At 61.4% G+C, this 16,138-nt stretch carries 10 protein-coding genes; all 10 read right to left on the bottom strand.

Annotated elements, in window-relative coordinates; translation table 11 throughout:
* Positions 1–4: 4 nt before the first annotated feature.
* The 10 genes from tssM to tssE are packed head-to-tail and all read right to left on the bottom strand — an operon-like array spanning position 5 to position 16,135.
* Positions 5–2,479, bottom strand: coding sequence for a type VI secretion system membrane subunit TssM (gene tssM, locus AC3IX1_RS16795; RefSeq protein WP_489385038.1), 2,475 nt, complete (start codon positions 2,477–2,479; stop codon positions 5–7).
* Positions 2,476–3,402 carry a type VI secretion system-associated protein TagF gene (gene tagF / locus AC3IX1_RS16790; RefSeq protein ID WP_489385037.1) on the bottom strand — a complete coding sequence of 309 codons (927 nt, stop codon included), beginning with the start codon at positions 3,400–3,402 and terminating at the stop codon, positions 2,476–2,478. Before tagF ends, tssM begins: the two co-directional genes overlap by 4 nt.
* Positions 3,403–3,433: 31 nt before the next feature.
* The gene (locus AC3IX1_RS16785; RefSeq protein ID WP_489385036.1) at positions 3,434–7,312 is read right to left on the bottom strand and encodes a type VI secretion protein IcmF/TssM N-terminal domain-containing protein; all 3,879 of its coding nucleotides are present in this window, start codon (positions 7,310–7,312) and stop codon (positions 3,434–3,436) included.
* A gap of 30 nt (positions 7,313–7,342) precedes the next feature.
* Complete coding sequence (icmH, locus tag AC3IX1_RS16780) at positions 7,343–8,071, bottom strand: type IVB secretion system protein IcmH/DotU (protein WP_489385035.1); 729 nt, start codon at positions 8,069–8,071, stop codon at positions 7,343–7,345.
* Entirely contained in the window at positions 8,068–9,411 is a 1,344-nt protein-coding gene (tssK, locus tag AC3IX1_RS16775; protein WP_489385034.1) for a type VI secretion system baseplate subunit TssK, read from the bottom strand. The genes icmH and tssK overlap by 4 nt, the downstream gene beginning before the upstream one ends.
* Positions 9,408–10,163 (bottom strand): type VI secretion system lipoprotein TssJ, encoded by a 756-nt coding sequence (gene tssJ / locus AC3IX1_RS16770; protein WP_489385033.1) that lies wholly within the window; start codon positions 10,161–10,163, stop codon positions 9,408–9,410. The genes tssK and tssJ overlap by 4 nt, the downstream gene beginning before the upstream one ends.
* 23 nt (positions 10,164–10,186) lie before the next feature.
* Complete coding sequence (gene tssH / locus AC3IX1_RS16765) at positions 10,187–12,790, bottom strand: type VI secretion system ATPase TssH (RefSeq protein WP_489385032.1); 2,604 nt, start codon at positions 12,788–12,790, stop codon at positions 10,187–10,189.
* Positions 12,787–13,857: a type VI secretion system baseplate subunit TssG gene (tssG, locus tag AC3IX1_RS16760; RefSeq protein ID WP_489385031.1), complete on the bottom strand. Its 1,071-nt coding sequence runs from the start codon at positions 13,855–13,857 to the stop codon at positions 12,787–12,789. Before tssG ends, tssH begins: the two co-directional genes overlap by 4 nt.
* Positions 13,821–15,653 carry a type VI secretion system baseplate subunit TssF gene (gene tssF, locus AC3IX1_RS16755; protein WP_489385030.1) on the bottom strand — a complete coding sequence of 611 codons (1,833 nt, stop codon included), beginning with the start codon at positions 15,651–15,653 and terminating at the stop codon, positions 13,821–13,823. Before tssF ends, tssG begins: the two co-directional genes overlap by 37 nt.
* On the bottom strand, positions 15,653–16,135 hold the full coding sequence (gene tssE / locus AC3IX1_RS16750; protein ID WP_489385029.1) for a type VI secretion system baseplate subunit TssE: 483 nt from the start codon (positions 16,133–16,135) through the stop codon (positions 15,653–15,655). The genes tssF and tssE overlap by 1 nt, the downstream gene beginning before the upstream one ends.
* Positions 16,136–16,138: the final 3 nt, after the last annotated feature.

Here is a 16,138-nt window from a genome sequence, read left to right as displayed (position 1 = left end):
CGACTCAGTTGAGTGCCCGCACTTCGATTTCTACCCGCCGGTTAGGCTCAAGGCAGCGGATCAGTTGGGCCCTTGGCTGCTGCATATCGCACTTGACCAAGGGCTTGTTGCTGCCTTCGCCGACGGCTTCGACCAGCTCGCCGGGTACGCCTTTGCCCACCAGATAGGTCTTGATGGTTTGCGCTCGCTGTTTGGAAACCTGCAGGTTGCCTTGGGGATCGCCGAGCTGATCGGCGTGCCCGGCGATGATGATTTTTCCGATGTTGGGCGTACTGAGCAGCTTGCCGGCGATCGCGCTGAGCTGGCTTTGGCCTTCAGTCTTCAGGCTCTGGAAATCCGCACGGGCGAAAGCGAACAGGGTGTCCGACTCCAGCGTGATGGTTTCGATCGAGCGCAACGACTGGGTCAGTAGGCTGTTGATGTAATTGCGCGAACTGGAGATCAGGAACGCGTTGTCGAGGATCCGCGGCACGTCCGGCTGGTGAATCTGGTCGCTGTAGAAATTGATCTGGCGGCTGGCAAATTCATAGTCCGAGGCGGCGACACTGGCGTTGCCGACCTGGCGGGCAATTGCCGGATACCAGTAATCCGGGATTTTCGCTTTCAGGAACCCAGGGTCGGCCTTTTCCCGTTGTGCACGGGACAACATGACGTAGGTGTCCAGCGTCGCCTTGCCGAACGCGGCAATGGATTGCGCCCGATTGTCGTTGGGCAGCGCCTTGGGTTCGACGCTGTCCACGCCGGTCACGGGCATCAGCTCTTTGGCATTGCGCTGATAGACCTTGAGGGTGGTCAGCAAGTACAACGAGCGGGTCAGGTTGTTGGCCGTGGGCTTGAGCATCACGCTTTCCAGGCGGTCGAAATAGCGGCTGCGCACCAGCGGCTCGACCTTGTAACCCTGATAAAGCCCCAGACGCATGCGCAGCGGCACGCCTTCGTCGTGGTGTTGCGCGTAGTAGTGCGCGGTCCAGAAACGCAGGCGGTCCAGGGTTTGCCAATCGGTGTACTGAGCGGCTACTGAACGGTCGTCGACGCCAGCCTGAGTCAGTTCTGCCGAGAGGCTTTGCAGGGTGTTTTTGTTGTTGACGTACGACCAGCCCAACAGGCTGCACAACAGCACCGCGACCACTGCGGCACCGCCGATCCAGGTCGCTCGGCGCCGACGTTCGCGATGGTTGGTGGTGTAGAGCGCCACCAGATGCTGGTCAGGAATGATGACTTTGCGGAACAGACTGTTGATGAACAAAGGGCGCGGTTGCGCGTGACCGTTGGCGATCGCCTGATCACTTTCCAGCGAAAAACGCTCGGTCACCTGGCGTGCGTGTCCGCCCAGTTCCGGCTGGTCTGCGTCCAGCGCATTGGTGAAATAGAAGCCGCGCAGCAGTTCCGCACTTTGATAAGGGTTGGCGCGCAACAGGGCATCGACGAACAGTTGAAGCCTTGGCTTGAGGGCTGCCAGTTCCAGCGGGAACCGATACACCGCCGAATCCTGCCGGGTGATCTGGATGTCTTGCGTGACCAACTGCTGGCTCGCCACCTGTTGCCAATAGCTGACCAGTTCGTCCATCGCGACGCCGAAGCGATGGCCCCAGTCGGCCTGCTCATAGCCCTTGTGGGAGAAGGTCTTGCCCATGACTTCACCGCGGGCGGTTTCATCGAGTTGGCGATAGAAGGGTGCGAAACCGGGCACCAGGTCGCACTTGGTGAACACCAGGTACACCGGCAGGCGCACTTCCAGCAGGGCATGGGTTTCCTGGATGCGTTCGCGCAGGCGTTTGGCGATGCGCTCCTGATCTTCCAGCGAAGCTTGCAGGATGTCGTGGATGCTGACGGTGACGATCAGGCCATTGAGCGGCCGGCGCTGGCGATGCTGGCGCAGCAGCTGGAGGAACGCGCGCCATTTGCCGGCCTCTTCCTGGTTGTTCATGTAGCGGCCGGCGGTGTCCAGCAGCACCGCTTCGGAGCTGAAGAACCAGTCGCAGTTGCGGGTGCCACCCAGGCCTGCGACGCGCACACCCTCACGCTCGGCGTAAGGGAAGTTGAGACCCGACTGATAGAGCATGGTGCTCTTGCCCGCCGCAGGCTGACCCACCACCAGGTACCAGGGCAGGGCATACAGCGCATCCTTGGGGTTGCTGCCCCGTGGCTTGTTGCTGTGCAAGCGCTCGATGCTTTGCAGTAACCGCTCGCGCAACAGGCTGACTTCTTCGCGATCCGCCGGGCTCGCGTTCAACACCGCCTGATCGGCATCCTCGCGCAGCAGGCCTTCGAGGTTGTGATGCCGGGACGCGCCCCGATAAAGCAGGAGCACATAGCTGGCGGACAGACCGAGGAACACGCCGATGCCGGTCAACAGGCTGTTGAGCGAACTGAAGTCGAACGCGCGCCCGATGCCCCACACCACGAAGATCGTGAGGAAAAAGCACACCCCGAGAATGTAGGGCTGATAGCGCAAGAAGTAATACTTGATCTTGTTCATACGGACTTCGAATCCAGGGCATCGACAAAACGGTCGATAACGTCACCCAGAGGGCGGTCGATTTCGGGAAAGACGTGGTTGCGATGCTGCTCGTCAAAGGCCTCGAAGGACGCCAGCACGTCATAGCTGTGCGAGCGCTCATTGCTGCCGGTCAGCAGGCGATAGGCATCACTGGTATTTCGTGATGCAAAGCAGATCAGTCGGGGACGCATGAAGTCGTCCGCCAACAGGCTGATCTGCGGCACGGCACGTTCAGGTGTCATCTGCGTCAGCCAGGTGACCCACAGATCGGCTGTCGGATTTTTCAAGCCCCGTTCCGCCGGCAAGGGCAGGGCGATGCCGATGGGCGTCGCGTGAGCCAGGTGCCGTCTGAGGGCCTGAAGCCGGGTCAGCACTGCGTTGGTGACGAACTCCGGGTAGGCCCCTTCGAGCGCGGTACTGATATCGCGCAGGTTGAAGTTCACCAGGAACTTGTCATGCACGCGCCGGAACAACTCGAAGTCCTGGCCTTGCAGCGGGCGCAGGGCCTTGATGCGCTCGAACAGCACCGACGCGCCTTCGCCCTGGACCGCCATGTGCAGCAACGGCCTGATCTGTGCGCTGAACAGTTCGCCCAGGGTGAACGGATTGACCAGAGGCTCGGTTTCGCTGGCCTTGAGCGTCTGGAAAATGAAGAACGGATAACGCCGTCCACTCGAATCCTTCGAGCTGATCAACCCGCCCAGCAACCAGTTGCCGCTGCGTGCGCGGTAGCTGAAAAAACACACCGGCAACGCGTCGAACAGCTCGCGCCAGTCTTCGCGATGCTGCAGGGCGGCCAGCGCACCTTGAAGCCAGCTGTCGAACTCGCAGACGTCGTCGCCCGCACCTTGCAGGCTGACGAAATCCGGGCTCGCGGGCACCTTGCCAAAGCAGCCGATCATTGGCCGGTTCCCCGGTTCAAGTTCCAACTGCTCACAGCGCCTGACCTTCTTTGGCGTTGAGCGCGCTCAATGCCTTGACGTTGGCCAGGTCAGTCAGCTTGACGCCGCCGTAGTTACGCACGGCGAGGCTGACCGGGCCACTGCTGGTGTTCCAGCTGAAGCGTTGCTGGATACCGTCCAGATCGTTGACCCGTGCGCTGTCATTCATGCGCAGCAGGCCCCAGCGGCCCGGGTAGTCGAACACCGTGATGCGTTCGCCGGTCAGGGTCACCACATCCAGGCGTGCGCCCGGCGTGGTGGTCGTGCCCGGCCAGGAGAAGCGGCTCCAACTGGTCTTGCCGTTACGGTAATGCTGCACCTGGCCGTCGAGGGTGAAGATGATGTCGGTCAGGTTGGCGGAGGGCTCGAGCATGATCTCGAAGCCGTTGTCGCGGTCCGACAGGCTGGCGATCACCTGGCCCAACGAGCTGGCCTTGTCGATGCTGTTGACCATGTTCGGGTTGACCAGCGGCGTTGCCTTGCTGTTGCTGCTCATCCCCAGGCCTTCGCCACCGGACAGGTTGCCGATTTCGTTACGCTTGAAGTTCGGCAGCAGCCCGGATTCCGGGTCGACGAAACGCTGCAGATCCTTGACCGAGGCTTCATTGCGGCTGCCGGGCGCAATCGGGTAACGGTGCGCCATGACCTGCTCCCAGGGCTTGGCAATCTGCTGCGCCCAGGCCTTGGCAATCTGTTGGCCGGCCGGGTCGCGCAGGGTTTCCCAGGCAAACTGGATCGGCAGGCTGAACAGGCCCTGCAACGAATCGGACAGGCCGCCCTGGCTGGTATCGACGGTGGTCTCGACATAGTTGCGCACGCTGGTCACTTCGCTTGGCAGCCCTTCGAGGGTTTCACTGATCAGCTGCTTGCTGCTCTTGCCAACATCCTGGGAGCGCTGGATGTTGTTCATCCGCACCTTGAGCTTGCGCAGGGCCGCGAGGTAGCGGTCCATGATCGTGCTGTCGGCGCCTTCGGCGTTCTGCACGGCGAACACTCGCGACACTGGCTCGAAGCGTTTGGCCAGGCTGCCGTCGTCGACCGCCGGCAAAGGCGAAATCAGCGCGCCTGGCGAAGTGTTTTTGCCGTCGAAGATCCCGCTCCAGAATCCGTCATCGGGCTTGATGCCCGCCGGCAGGGTTTCGCGCGGGGCCGGGACGTCCCATTGGGTGTTGTCGTTGACCGCCGCCAGGAGGATTTTCACTGGCGAGTTCTGCACGTCGCTGAGCAGCGACAGCTGCTGGGTCGCATTGGCCATGTCGGTGAAATGACGAACGCCCACGCTGTCGATGAAGGTGTACCAGGCCTGGGTGTAGTCACGCTTGTAGCGCGTCATGAACTCACGGATGAAGTTGGCTTTCTGCACGATGCTGTCGCCGCCTTCACCATCGAGCACCCAGTCCGATTCGTTTTGCAGGTTGCCCGACACCAGCTTGATCAGCTCAGGCTTGAGGAACTGCTCCCAGCCCTGACGGGTGAAAATCGCCGGGACCGCCTCGGTGCCGTACAGCAACTGACGGCCGGGCATTGGCACCAGGTCGCTCAAGCCGACCGCCGGAAACTGCCGGCTGGATTCCAGTTGCAGGCGCAGGTATTCACGGTCCACCAGCGAGCTGGAAATCATGAAGGACTTCAGGCTGTTGCGGGTTTCGCTGATGAGCTGTTCGTTACGCGACAAGGTCGGTGCCTGGCCATTCTTGAGCAATTGCACGTAGACCGGCGAGTTGTCCTCGATGACCGTAGTGCTGACAGGATTCTCGGCGCTGGCGGTATTGGCCCAGGCCACCGGCAACGCGACGCCGACGAACTCCGGGTCCGGATGGGTGCCCGGTTGCGTCAGCAGCAGGTAGAGCTTGAGGGCGTTATAGGACTCGATGATGGATGCGACCTGGCGCTCATCCAGTCGCCCGAGCATTTCTTCGGACAACGACAATCCGCCGGTGGTCGCCGACAGATCCGCGGCGTCGCTCGCCGTGGCCGGGTTGCGCAGTGCCGTTAGCGCTTCGCCCCGTGCCTTGTGGGCGGCACCCTTGGCTGCGCCGCTCAGGCGGCTGGCCACATCACCGGTACTGCGCGGCAGGTTGCTCAAGCGAATTGGCAGTTTCTGGCCCGATGCGCGAGCTTTGACTGAGTTGGCTTTGGAAGATGCAGGCGCAAAGCTGTTCTGCGCATCCATGGTCTTGGCGAATTCATTGAAAGCGCGCATCTGCAATTGCAGTTGCAGGGTGACAGGCTCCAGCGCCTGGGTACGCAGTTGCTGCAAGTAGGCGGTCTGTGCGACGCGGTAGATGTCGTCACCGCGGTAAAGGCCTGCGCCCAGTTGCAACGGCACACCTTTGGCGTGGTGCTTCTCGATGGCCGAGAGTTGGTCGCGCAGCAGTTCCAGGCCCTGGCCCGAGGCGAGCAGCCCGGCGCGGTCCGGGGACTGTTGCAGCTCGGTCAGTTGCTCGCGCAATGAGGCCAGCCACTGACGGTTGTTCTGGAACGACAGGGCTTGCCAGCCAATGAACGCGACTCCAGTCAGCACCGCCAGGCCCAGCAGGACAGGGCTGGCGGAGGTGTTCTTGCCAAGGCGCGACTGATAAAGGGTCAGGTCACGGTCCGGGAAAATCACCCGACGGAACGTATCGGTGATGAAGTAGCTGCGGTCGCTGATTTTCTTGCCGCTGCTTTGCTGCGGTTGCTCATGTTCCGCTTGCTCTTGTTCCGGTTGCAATGCGAACGACTCGGCCAGGTCGTCTTCATACACCTGGCTCAGTTGCTGGTCGGTCTGCAGGGCACTGGTGAAATACAGCCCGCGCAGCAACAGTGGCGCACCGTTGCGACGGGTCTCTGCGAAGTGCTGGAGAAACTGTTCCAGCACCCCCGACAGCTCGGTGAAATAGTTCGGGAAGTTCAGCAAGGCACTGTTGGCATCGGCACCCAAGGCAATCATCTGGGCGTCGACGTGACGACGAATATGGCTGTGCAGGTTGGCCAGCTTGACATCCAGCACCGTGTGCAGGCCCTGGTTGCGGATCTCGGACAAACCGAAGGTCATGCCCAGCGGCTGCTGGCGCTCGTTCAGGTCCAGGCCTTCAAATGCCTGGCTGAAGCCCGGCAGTTGATCGGTCTTGCTCAGCATCAGGTAGATCGGCGGGTTGGCGTCCAGGCAATCGTTGTACTCCTCGATGCGCGACACCAATTGCGCGGCGAGTTCGTTGCGCTGGGCCGCGCTGTACGCCAGCAGTTCAGGCAGGCTCACCACCAACACCAGACCGTTGACCGCGGCTTTGCTGCGCTGCTTTTTCAGCAGCCGCAGGAAGGCGGCGAATTCACTGACCGACGGATCGTCCCGCAGGTAACGGCCGGCCGTATCGATCATCACGGCCTCGGGGCTGAAATACCAATCGCAATGCCGGGTGCCGCTTTCAGTGTCGTTGGCGCTGCTGGCAATGCTGGCGGACAGGCCGGAGCGGGTCAGCAATGAGGTCTTGCCCGCTGCCGACATGCCGATCACCAGATACCACGGCAAATCGTTAAGCGCCGACGAGCCGCCGCCACCGGCCGAGCGGTCGGCGCGCAGCATCGCGATGGCGTGTTTGAGGCGTTCGCGCAGCACTTGCTGATCGCGGAATTCACCGGTGGATTTGAGCGAGCGATCGACTTCGATCTGTACCAGGTTTTCAAGGTTGTGCTCGGCGCGGATGCGCTTGTACTGACGCAGCACAATGATCAGCAGGTAGAAGGCGCTGACGATCGCCATTGCCTCCGGCGCATAACCGCGCAGCCGACTTACGTGCGGGGCCACGAACCAGCAGACCGCCAGGCTCGCCAGCCACAGGACGGAAACGAGGAACCAAAAACTTTTCAACGAGCGCAATAATGTCTTCATGTCTTCCTGACTCGATTACCTGACCTGTTTTCAGGCACTGAACAGCTGGCTGATTTGTTCGGACAATGCGGCCAGGTCTTTGGCCAGCAGCCAGTCCAGCGTCAGGTAGACACCCGTGCAGACCAGCGCTATCAGCGCCAGGTAGAGCCAGAGGGGAACTTCATGGCGCAGCATCTGCGAAACCTGGTCGGGCAACGCCCAATCAGGCGAAAGGGCCTTGGGCGTTTTGCGAAAACGTGCGATATCCTGGCCCAGGGTATTGGCCACGTAGCGCAACTGGTCCTTTTGCCCGAGGCTGAACTTACCTTCGAAACCCAGGGCCAGGCACAGGTGGTAAACCTCGAGCACGTCGAGGTTCTGTTTGACGTCGCCACGCAGTGCATCGATTTTTTCGAAGAAGCCTTCGCCGGCCAGGTGGACGCCGAAATAGCGGAACTGCAAGGGCTGCAATTCAAAGTGACTGCGCAAAGGGTTGGCTTCAACACCCGGTTCGAGGGGGCGCAGCACGCTTTCATCGAGAAACGCGCACAGGGCGTACTGGGTGTCTTTCACCTGTTCAACGCTGTAGTTGGCGCCACGGGCATCGCGTTCCAGCGCCTTGAAGAAGGTGTCGACGCTCGCCTCGAAGGCGCTGACCGAAGTCACCTGGCGACCCTTGCGCACGATCAGCGCCATGCTGATGAAGTCCTGCACCAGATCTTTGAGGGTCGGTTTTTCACGGGCGGCGGTAACGGCGCCTTGCAGTACGGCTTCGGTCATTTGAGTACCGCCATCAGTTCAAGCTTGAGGTTGGTGAACGCGCTGGGCGCATAGAAAGAGATGGCCTGGGCACTCATCATTCGTTCGTAGACCCGACCATGGGGCTCGATGGAGAAGTAGTGATTGTCCAGTCGCACCGGAATCGCATTGGGCAGGCGGGTCGAATGATTGAGGGTGACCCCCGGCATGGCGCTGTTGACCACCACTTCGATGTCTTCCGGCGAGCCGACCTTGAACGCCCGTGGCACCAGTTCCAGCAGGCTCGAGCCCGGCATGTCGGCGTGCACGGAGATGTAGAAGTCCGCCTCTGCCAGACGTGGGTCGTGCAACTGCCCTTGCCAGTAGGAGGGTTTGGTCTGGGTCAGGTTGATCACCACACACTGGTTCGGCACCACGTTATCGAGCAGCACGCGAATCATTTCGTCGAGCTTGACCAGCGAGGCCGCCGGGTCGTGGTGGTCGTACTCGGGGATGTCGTTGAGCTGAGTGTCCAGCGAGAACGTCAGCAAGCCGCCGGCGAGTTCGGCCAGGAACAGATACAAGCGCTCGGGGTGCAGGCGCGGATGCGCGAGCAGGTGCGCCAGGGCCGGGTGGGCACGGTTCACCGTGTTCAACAGCCAGAACAGGGTCACGTCGCTGGAGCCGAACTCGGCAATCTGGTCCGCGCGCTCGCGCCGACGGCCCGAAAGCGCCTTGCTCTTGGATTGCAAGGCACCGAGCAAACGCTTGCCCAGCCCGATCAGGGTGTCGTGGGTGCCCAGGTGCAGCGTCGGGTGTACGAAATGCCCGTCGAGGTTGAAGCCGCCAATGTTGTTGCGCGACAGCCGGGCAATCGGGCACCAGGTGTAGCCATCGAGGTTGTCGCCGTCGATCAGCATCACCACGTTCAGGCGCAGACTGGTGATTTCGTTTTCCAGGTCGCCTTCGTTGAGGTCCGGCAAGGTGTCGAACTGCTTGCGAAAGCGCCGCCCGGTTTTTTGCTCCTGGCCGTCTTCGACGTAGTTCAGGCCGAAAGGCTCAGGCAGTTTCAGCGCGGCGTAGACCTTCAGGTCGTTACCCTTGAGCAGGTCCTTCAAGTCCCGGGCCGCCGGCAGCGGGTCGTGCTGCGGCGCGTCGAACAAGCTGCCGTCGGGGAACACCAGCTTCAGACGCTTGAGCTGCAGGGAACCGGTGGCGAGGGCTTCCTCGTCCACTTCCAGCAACTGCACGCCCCAGTGAAAAGGCGTGTTGCGCAGGGTCGCCTGCGCCAGCTGATGCTGGTGGAACTCATCCTGATACTGGAAATGTTGTGGCAAAAGGAACATGCCTTCGGACCACATCACCCGGCTTTGCTTACTCATTGAGCGCTTTCCAATAATGAATTCAATTTCGAGTCCACGGCTTTTTGCGCAGAGCCAACGGCTTTGTCCTGGACCTTTTGCACCACGGCGTCCTGAACACGTTCGGTCAGTGTCGGTTCGGCAGACGGGTCGGGCTGGGCGGCGGCCTTGGCCAGTTGCTCCTGGGTCTTGGGTTTGTTCAGCACGTCGACACCGCTGACGGCGGATACGGTGTTGTTGTCCACCAGCACCCGCAGGCCGTCGGAGGAGAACCAGATGCCGTCCTTGCGCAGGGAGTTGGCGTCGAACGCGACCTTCCAGCGGCTGTTGTCGTCGGTGCGGAAAAAAGCCGCGACGCCGACATAGCCCGCAGCCTTGTTCAGCGGCCACTTGTCGACTTGCCCCATGCCCGGCAACAAGGTGATTTCGCGGTTTTCGAGCAGGGTATTGCCGAGAGCCTTTTGCGGGTCGTCCCACAGCGAGTCGGCATCCACCGACGCAAAGCGCTCCAGCGACGTCAGCTGGTACACGCGCAGCACCACTGAAAGCGGCTTGCCGGACGCGTCGGGATTGAGCTGGTTACCGCCGTCGGACGTCAGGATGACTTTCTCGTTGTCGTCGAACAGCATGTCGCCGGCCCACGTATCGTCGACCCGCTTGCCGACCCGGTCGGTGACGCCACAGGCGCTCAGTACCGCCATCATCGCCATTGCCGTCAGGCATTTAGCCAACGCCGTCTTTTCGGGACGCTTCCCTGAATATCTGTTGTCCATGACCACTACCTGTAAATGCCCGATCAGTTCAGGCGATAGGCGAAATCGCCGTCGCTGCCCAACTCGATGTTCAAACTCTGAATCGGTTTGTCCTGCGCCATGCGCTCCAGGACCCGCTGGGCCAGTTCCGGCATCAGGGTCTTGGACAGAATGTTGTCGATGTTGCGGGCGCCGCTGTCGACTTCCGTGCAGCGCGAGGCAATGGCCTTGACCAGCGCCTCGTCATAGCTCAAGACGGCTTGATGATTGCGCTCGAAGCGCTGGCGAATGCGCTCCAGCTTGAGCGCGACGATGCGCTCAAGGATCGCGTCCTTGACCGGGTAGTAGGGGACGATGGTCAGGCGGCCGAGGAAGGCCGGCTTGAACACCTGGTTCAACACGTCACGCAGCCCGTCGACGATGTCTTCCGGCGTCGGTTGCGGCTGGGCATTGAGGCACCACTGCATGATGCGGTCGGTCCCGGTGTTGGAGGTGAGGATGATCACGGTGTTGCGGAAGTTGATCTCGCGACCTTCGCCGTCATCCAGCACGCCTTTGTCGAACACCTGGAAAAACAGTTCGAGGACGTCCGGGTGGGCCTTTTCCACTTCATCGAGCAGCACCACGCTGTACGGCTTGCGTCGCACCGCCTCGGTCAGCACGCCGCCCTCGCCGTAGCCGACGTAGCCCGGTGGCGAGCCCTTGAGGCTCGATACGGTATGGGCTTCCTGGTACTCGGACATGTTGATGGTGATGACGTTACGCTCGCCGCCATACAGGGTGTCGGCCAGCGCCAGTGCGGTTTCGGTCTTGCCGACGCCGCTCGGGCCGAGCAACAGGAACACGCCGATCGGTTTGTTCGGGTCTTCCATGCGGGCGCGGGAAATCTTGATGCGCTTGCCGATTTCCTGCAGTGCGTGGTCCTGGCCGAGCACTCGCTCGCCCAGCAACTCAGGCAGGCGTTGCACGGTTTCGATTTCGTCGCGCAGCATTTTGCCCAGCGGGATGCCGGTCCAGCCGGAAATCACTTCACCGATGGTGCCGCCATCCACCAGGGCATGCACCAGTGGTTGCTCACCCTGGACGCTGGTCAGTTCGGCGCGCACCGCGGCAATTTCGCCTGCATCGGGTGAGTGATTTTCCGGGTGGCTGAGAGCGCCGAGTTTCTCCACCAGTTGCAGCTCGCGTTGCCATTGCTGTTCGAGGGCATCGCGGGTCTGTTGTTCGCTGAGCAGTTCGGTATTGAGGGTGTTCAAGCGTCGGGCATGGTCGCTGCCTTTGGCGGCTTCCTGTTGCAGTACCGAGATTTCCGCCTGCAGGTTGTCGATCTGGCGCTTGCAGTCTTCCAGCGGCCCAGGCTGCGCCGATTGCCCCAGGGCGACCCGGGCGCACGCGGTGTCCAGCACGCTGACGGCCTTGTCCGGCAGTTGGCGCCCGGTGATGTAGCGATTGGACAGGCGCACGGCCTGCACCAGTGCTTCGTCCATCACCGTGACCTTGTGGTGTTCCTGCATCTTGGCCAGCAGGCCGCGCAGCATGTGGATGGCTTTGTCTTCGTCCGGCTCTTCGACCTTCACCACCTGGAAGCGGCGGGCGAGGGCGGCATCTTTCTCGAAGTACTTCTTGTACTCGGCCCAGGTGGTCGCCGCGATGGTGCGCAGTTCCCCGCGAGCCAAGGCTGGCTTGAGCAGGTTGGCGGCGTCGTTCTGCCCGGCCTGGCCGCCCGAGCCGATCAGGGTGTGCGCTTCGTCGATGAACAGAATGATCGGGTGCAGGCTGCGTTTGGTTTCTTCGATGACCGACTTGAGGCGGTTTTCGAATTCGCCTTTCACCCCGGCACCGGCCTGCAACAGGCCCAGGTCCAGGGTGTGGACGGCGACGCCCTTGAGCACCGACGGCACGTCACCCTGGATGATGCGCAGGGCCAGGCCTTCGACCACGGCGGTTTTGCCGACGCCCGCTTCACCGGTCAGGATCGGGTTATTCTGGCGGCGGCGGGTGAGGATATCGACCATCTGCCGCACTTCGAACTCACGACCGAGCACCGGATCGATCCGGCCTTCGCGAGCGCTTTGCGTCAGGTTGATGGTGTATTGATCGAGGGCCGGGGTTTTGCCGTTGCCTTTGATTGGGCTGGTGCTAGCTCCGCCGGTAGTGTCCAGTGGCTTGGCCTGTTGCGACTCGGCGCTGCCTTCCACCAACGCGTTGAGATTCACGCGCAAATCGTCGGCGTTGATTTTCTCCAGCTCGGCGGCGCCGGCGATGACCACCCGGCGCAGCTCGTCGTCATCGAGCAACGCCTGCAACAGATGGCCGGTGCGGATCTGCGCCTGACCGAACTCGATGGAGGCCAGGACCCATGCCTGTTCGATCATGCGGGTCAGGTGCGGGGAGAGTGCCGGGGTGCGCGTATTGCCTTTCTTGAAGGTCCCCAGTGCCGTCACCAATTGCGCCTGCAAGCGTTCAGGCACTACGTCGTAATGACGCAGGATGGCCGGCAGGTCGTTGTCGTGGCTGTCGAGCAATTGCAACAACAGGTGCTCGATTTCGACATCGTAGTGGTGTTCCGACAGGCACAGCGCCGCAGCGCTTTCGGTGGCGGTACGGCTGGTGTCGTTCAGCTTGGCGAACAGGGACTTCAGGTTCACAGGGAGACCCCATCAAAAGGAATGTGGAAGAGGGCGCAGCGGGATGGTTCAACGTCGACGCCTGGTCGTTTGAGCCAGCCGAGCCGGCCCAGGGAAACGTTGCCCTGACGACCCAGGCGGGCGACGGGCACGGACTGCGGTTTGAGCCTGGGCGCCAACTGGAAGTCGAGTTCCGCGCCGACGTAGAAGCGCACGAGCTCAACCAGCTTCTGGTAGTCGACGCTGCCCGGCTGCAAGCGTTGATAGTCGGCCAGCTCCAGTGGTGCCGTCTCGATGCGCACGCACGATTGGTAGTCCCAGACCCGGTTGCCGGCCACGGCGCTTTGCCCGAGCACGGCGTTCTTGCGCCCCAGTTGTGTGCATTGGCTGGCGTCGAGTTTCAACCAGCGACCGGCAAACGGCTTGACCTTGAACGGCAGGGAAAAATAGAAAGTCAGCATCGCTTCCAGGTTCAACGCGTTGCGCGGTTTCTGCGCGAACAGGCCGGAGAAATAGCTGAACAATTCACGGCGCAGGGGCGAGCCTTGCCTGTCGAATTTCTGCTTCTGCGCCTCGGGGCCGAGCCCCACCAGGTTGAGCAGGTAACGGTCGAAATCCGAGGTGCCGTTGCGTTCGTACTCGATGTAGAACTTGTACTTTTGCCAGGCCTCGTAAAACAGCGTGGTCATGCGGTGCGAAAAGATGTCGAGGAACGCATGGGCCGCGTCATCCCGGTACTGGATGTGCCGCTCGATCAACAGCTCGGTGTACGGGCGCGGCAACACACCCGAGGGCCCGACCAGGCCCATGAAGGTGACTTGCACTTCGGACAGCGGCAGGCCGGCCACGGACACCTTGCCTTCACGCTCGAACTGCAGATCGCTGACTTCACTGGCCGGGAAGTTGAGCGACAGCTGCGAGCGAAAACGCAGGGGGTCTTCGTGCGGTCGAGTTTGCAGGTCCATGCGCCCGGTTCTGCTGTAATGCAGGCGAAGCAGGCGCACCAATTGGAAAAACTCGAATCGGTGCGGCTCAGCCCTTGCCTGGTCGATCAGACCAGGGGTTGATCGCCGGTTCGCGGTGGCCATTGGACGACTCTCTTTTCGCGCTGCAAGCTGCGAAGGGTTAATTGGGTAAAGCTGTTCATCGAGCAGTACTGACCAAAGAAGTGATCGAGCGCCATGCCGAACAGAAACACACCGCTGCCGGTGTATTGGCTTTCATCGAAATTGAGGGTGATGCCGACACCACGAACGAAGTTCGGCCGCGGGTGGCCGATGCGCGCGACTACCGGTTCACTGTTGACCGAGACGATGCCGTTGATCTGTTTGCGGATCGCCGACACGTTGCGGTAGTTGTAGAGCGACAACAGTTCCAGCAGCACTTCGCGACCACGGGACACCAGCGACATGTGGTTCAGCGACAGGTGTGAAATCAGCCGCCAGATCACGCCGTTGCCCAGCGGCACCCGGACGGTGGCGGTGGGTTTGCGCAGGCAGCGGATGTCCTTGATCACCGAGTTGCCCAGGATATTGAAATCACCGCGCTCGCCACCGAACGGCAACATCAGGGGCAGGTCGGCATTGCTGCAGGTCAGGCGGATGCTCAACGTATCGTTGTTGGCCTCCATCAGCCCCAGCTCGCGATCCACCACTCGGATAAACACGTTCGAGCCATCGCGCTGGCCGCTCTGTAGCGCACGGCGCCGGGCAATCCAGAAGCTCTGGCCCGTCCCTTGATCGCCACGGGGTTCGAAAAACGGATGGCAGGTGCCCACCTGATCGATGCTGCCCACCTTGCGCACCCGTCGTACGCGATCGATGGACACCACTTCGGCCGAGCCTTGCAGGCGCACATCCGACGTCACTGCGTACTCGTGCTGGGCGTGGGTCAACTTGATCGGCTCGGCCTGCTGGCGGAACAGGTTGATGATCGGCGTGCAATTGAGCTTGAAGTTATTGCGCCCGATGTTCTGCGTCAGACGCGCCAGGCGATCGCTCAGGTCGTAGTCGGAGAAGTAGAAATTGACCTCGACTTTCTCGAGATTTTTGCCGGCCAGAATGCGCGCAAAACCCGACAGGTCGAAGAACATGAACTTGTCGGGGAAGGTGAAGTACTCGTGCAGCAGGCGGTAACCGAGGAACGAGCGCTCGGAGTAGTCCACCAGGCCTTCGTCCCGACCGAAGCCGACGGCTTTCAACGCGTTGGCTGGCAAGACGACCTCGCGCGTACGCCCCTGATCTTCGAAGGTCAGCGTGGCCTTGGCCAGGTTGTTGAACAGCAGTTCGTAGAGCTGCAGCATCAACGTGCTTTCGCCGTCGAGGAAGAACCGCAGGCTGTCCAGCTCCAGCTTGCCGAACATCACGTCTGAGGTGGCCACCAGGCCGATGCGCAAGCGCGCCACCAGGTCGGCGCTGTGCCCATTGAACGCCGAACGTTCCATCTCGATGAACGACGCCTGTTGCACCGCCACCTGCCACAGCTCGACCGGGTAGCAGGTGCGGAATTTACACACCACGCCATCGATCGGGTTGGCGCTGAGTTCGGTGTGCCGGGGCACGCGGAAGGCTTCGGTGACTTTTTCCTGCTTGCCCAGGTTGAACTCGACGATCGACATCGACGGGGTAGGGCGCAGGTAATGCGGGTACAGCACTTCGAGAAACGACTCGACGATTTCCGGCAGCTCGTCGTCGAGTTTTTTGTGCACCCGCGCCGACAGGAACGAGAAGGCCTCGATCAAGCGCTCGGTATGCGGGTCTTCGCAGTTATCGCCCTCGATAAGCAACCGCGAAGCGATTTTCGGATACTGGCTCGCGAACTCCTGGCCCAAAAAGCGCAGGTGCGACAGTTCCTTTTCGTAATAGGGCAGCAGTTCGTCGAGCATCAGTTGAGGTTCTGCACTTTGTATTCCTGGGTGTTGACCTGCAGCACCGCGTCGAAGGACACCTGACGGGTGACGTCTTGCAGGCGCAGGACCGCGTCCACGCGAAAGGTCAGCATGCGTTGGCCGGTCTGTTGGGCGAGCAGTTGCACTTTGACGCTGTTAAAGCGCCGGTCGCCGTCCGTGATCGCTTTCTCCAGCTGCCGCTGGATCAGCAGGCGATCCTTCGGATCAAGCACGCTGCGACTGGTGAAGTCCGGCATGCCGTAGTCGAGGATGCTGCCGCTCAGGTTGACGAAACCGTCCAGCTCGTTGGCGACCAGGGACTGGCGGGTGTTGACCAGGATTTCCAGGTCGCGAACGATGCTGGCCTTGTAATCGGCCAGCGAACACAAGCGCTGCGATGACGTTTCGATGGACTGATGCGGACGATCGTCCAGCAATCGGTCCAGCAGAGATGGCAACAGCTTGTGTTGACTTGTCATATT

It is taken from the genome of Pseudomonas sp. KH_046_2, assembly GCF_057838985.1.
This window is presented reverse-complemented; position numbering and strand designations above follow the sequence as displayed.

Excerpts from the sequence above, each read along its gene's own strand:
- tssM (WP_489385038.1), bottom strand. The coding sequence starts at position 2,479 with ATGAACAAGATCAAGTATTACTTCTTGCGCTATCAGCCCTACATTCTC.
- tagF (WP_489385037.1), bottom strand. The coding sequence starts at position 3,402 with ATGATCGGCTGCTTTGGCAAGGTGCCCGCGAGCCCGGATTTCGTCAGC.
- AC3IX1_RS16785 (WP_489385036.1), bottom strand. The coding sequence starts at position 7,312 with ATGAAGACATTATTGCGCTCGTTGAAAAGTTTTTGGTTCCTCGTTTCC.
- icmH (WP_489385035.1), bottom strand. The coding sequence starts at position 8,071 with ATGACCGAAGCCGTACTGCAAGGCGCCGTTACCGCCGCCCGTGAAAAA.
- tssK (WP_489385034.1), bottom strand. The coding sequence starts at position 9,411 with ATGAGTAAGCAAAGCCGGGTGATGTGGTCCGAAGGCATGTTCCTTTTG.
- tssJ (WP_489385033.1), bottom strand. The coding sequence starts at position 10,163 with ATGGACAACAGATATTCAGGGAAGCGTCCCGAAAAGACGGCGTTGGCT.
- tssG (WP_489385031.1), bottom strand. The coding sequence starts at position 13,857 with ATGGCCACCGCGAACCGGCGATCAACCCCTGGTCTGATCGACCAGGCA.
- tssF (WP_489385030.1), bottom strand. The coding sequence starts at position 15,653 with ATGCTCGACGAACTGCTGCCCTATTACGAAAAGGAACTGTCGCACCTG.
- tssE (WP_489385029.1), bottom strand. The coding sequence starts at position 16,135 with ATGACAAGTCAACACAAGCTGTTGCCATCTCTGCTGGACCGATTGCTG.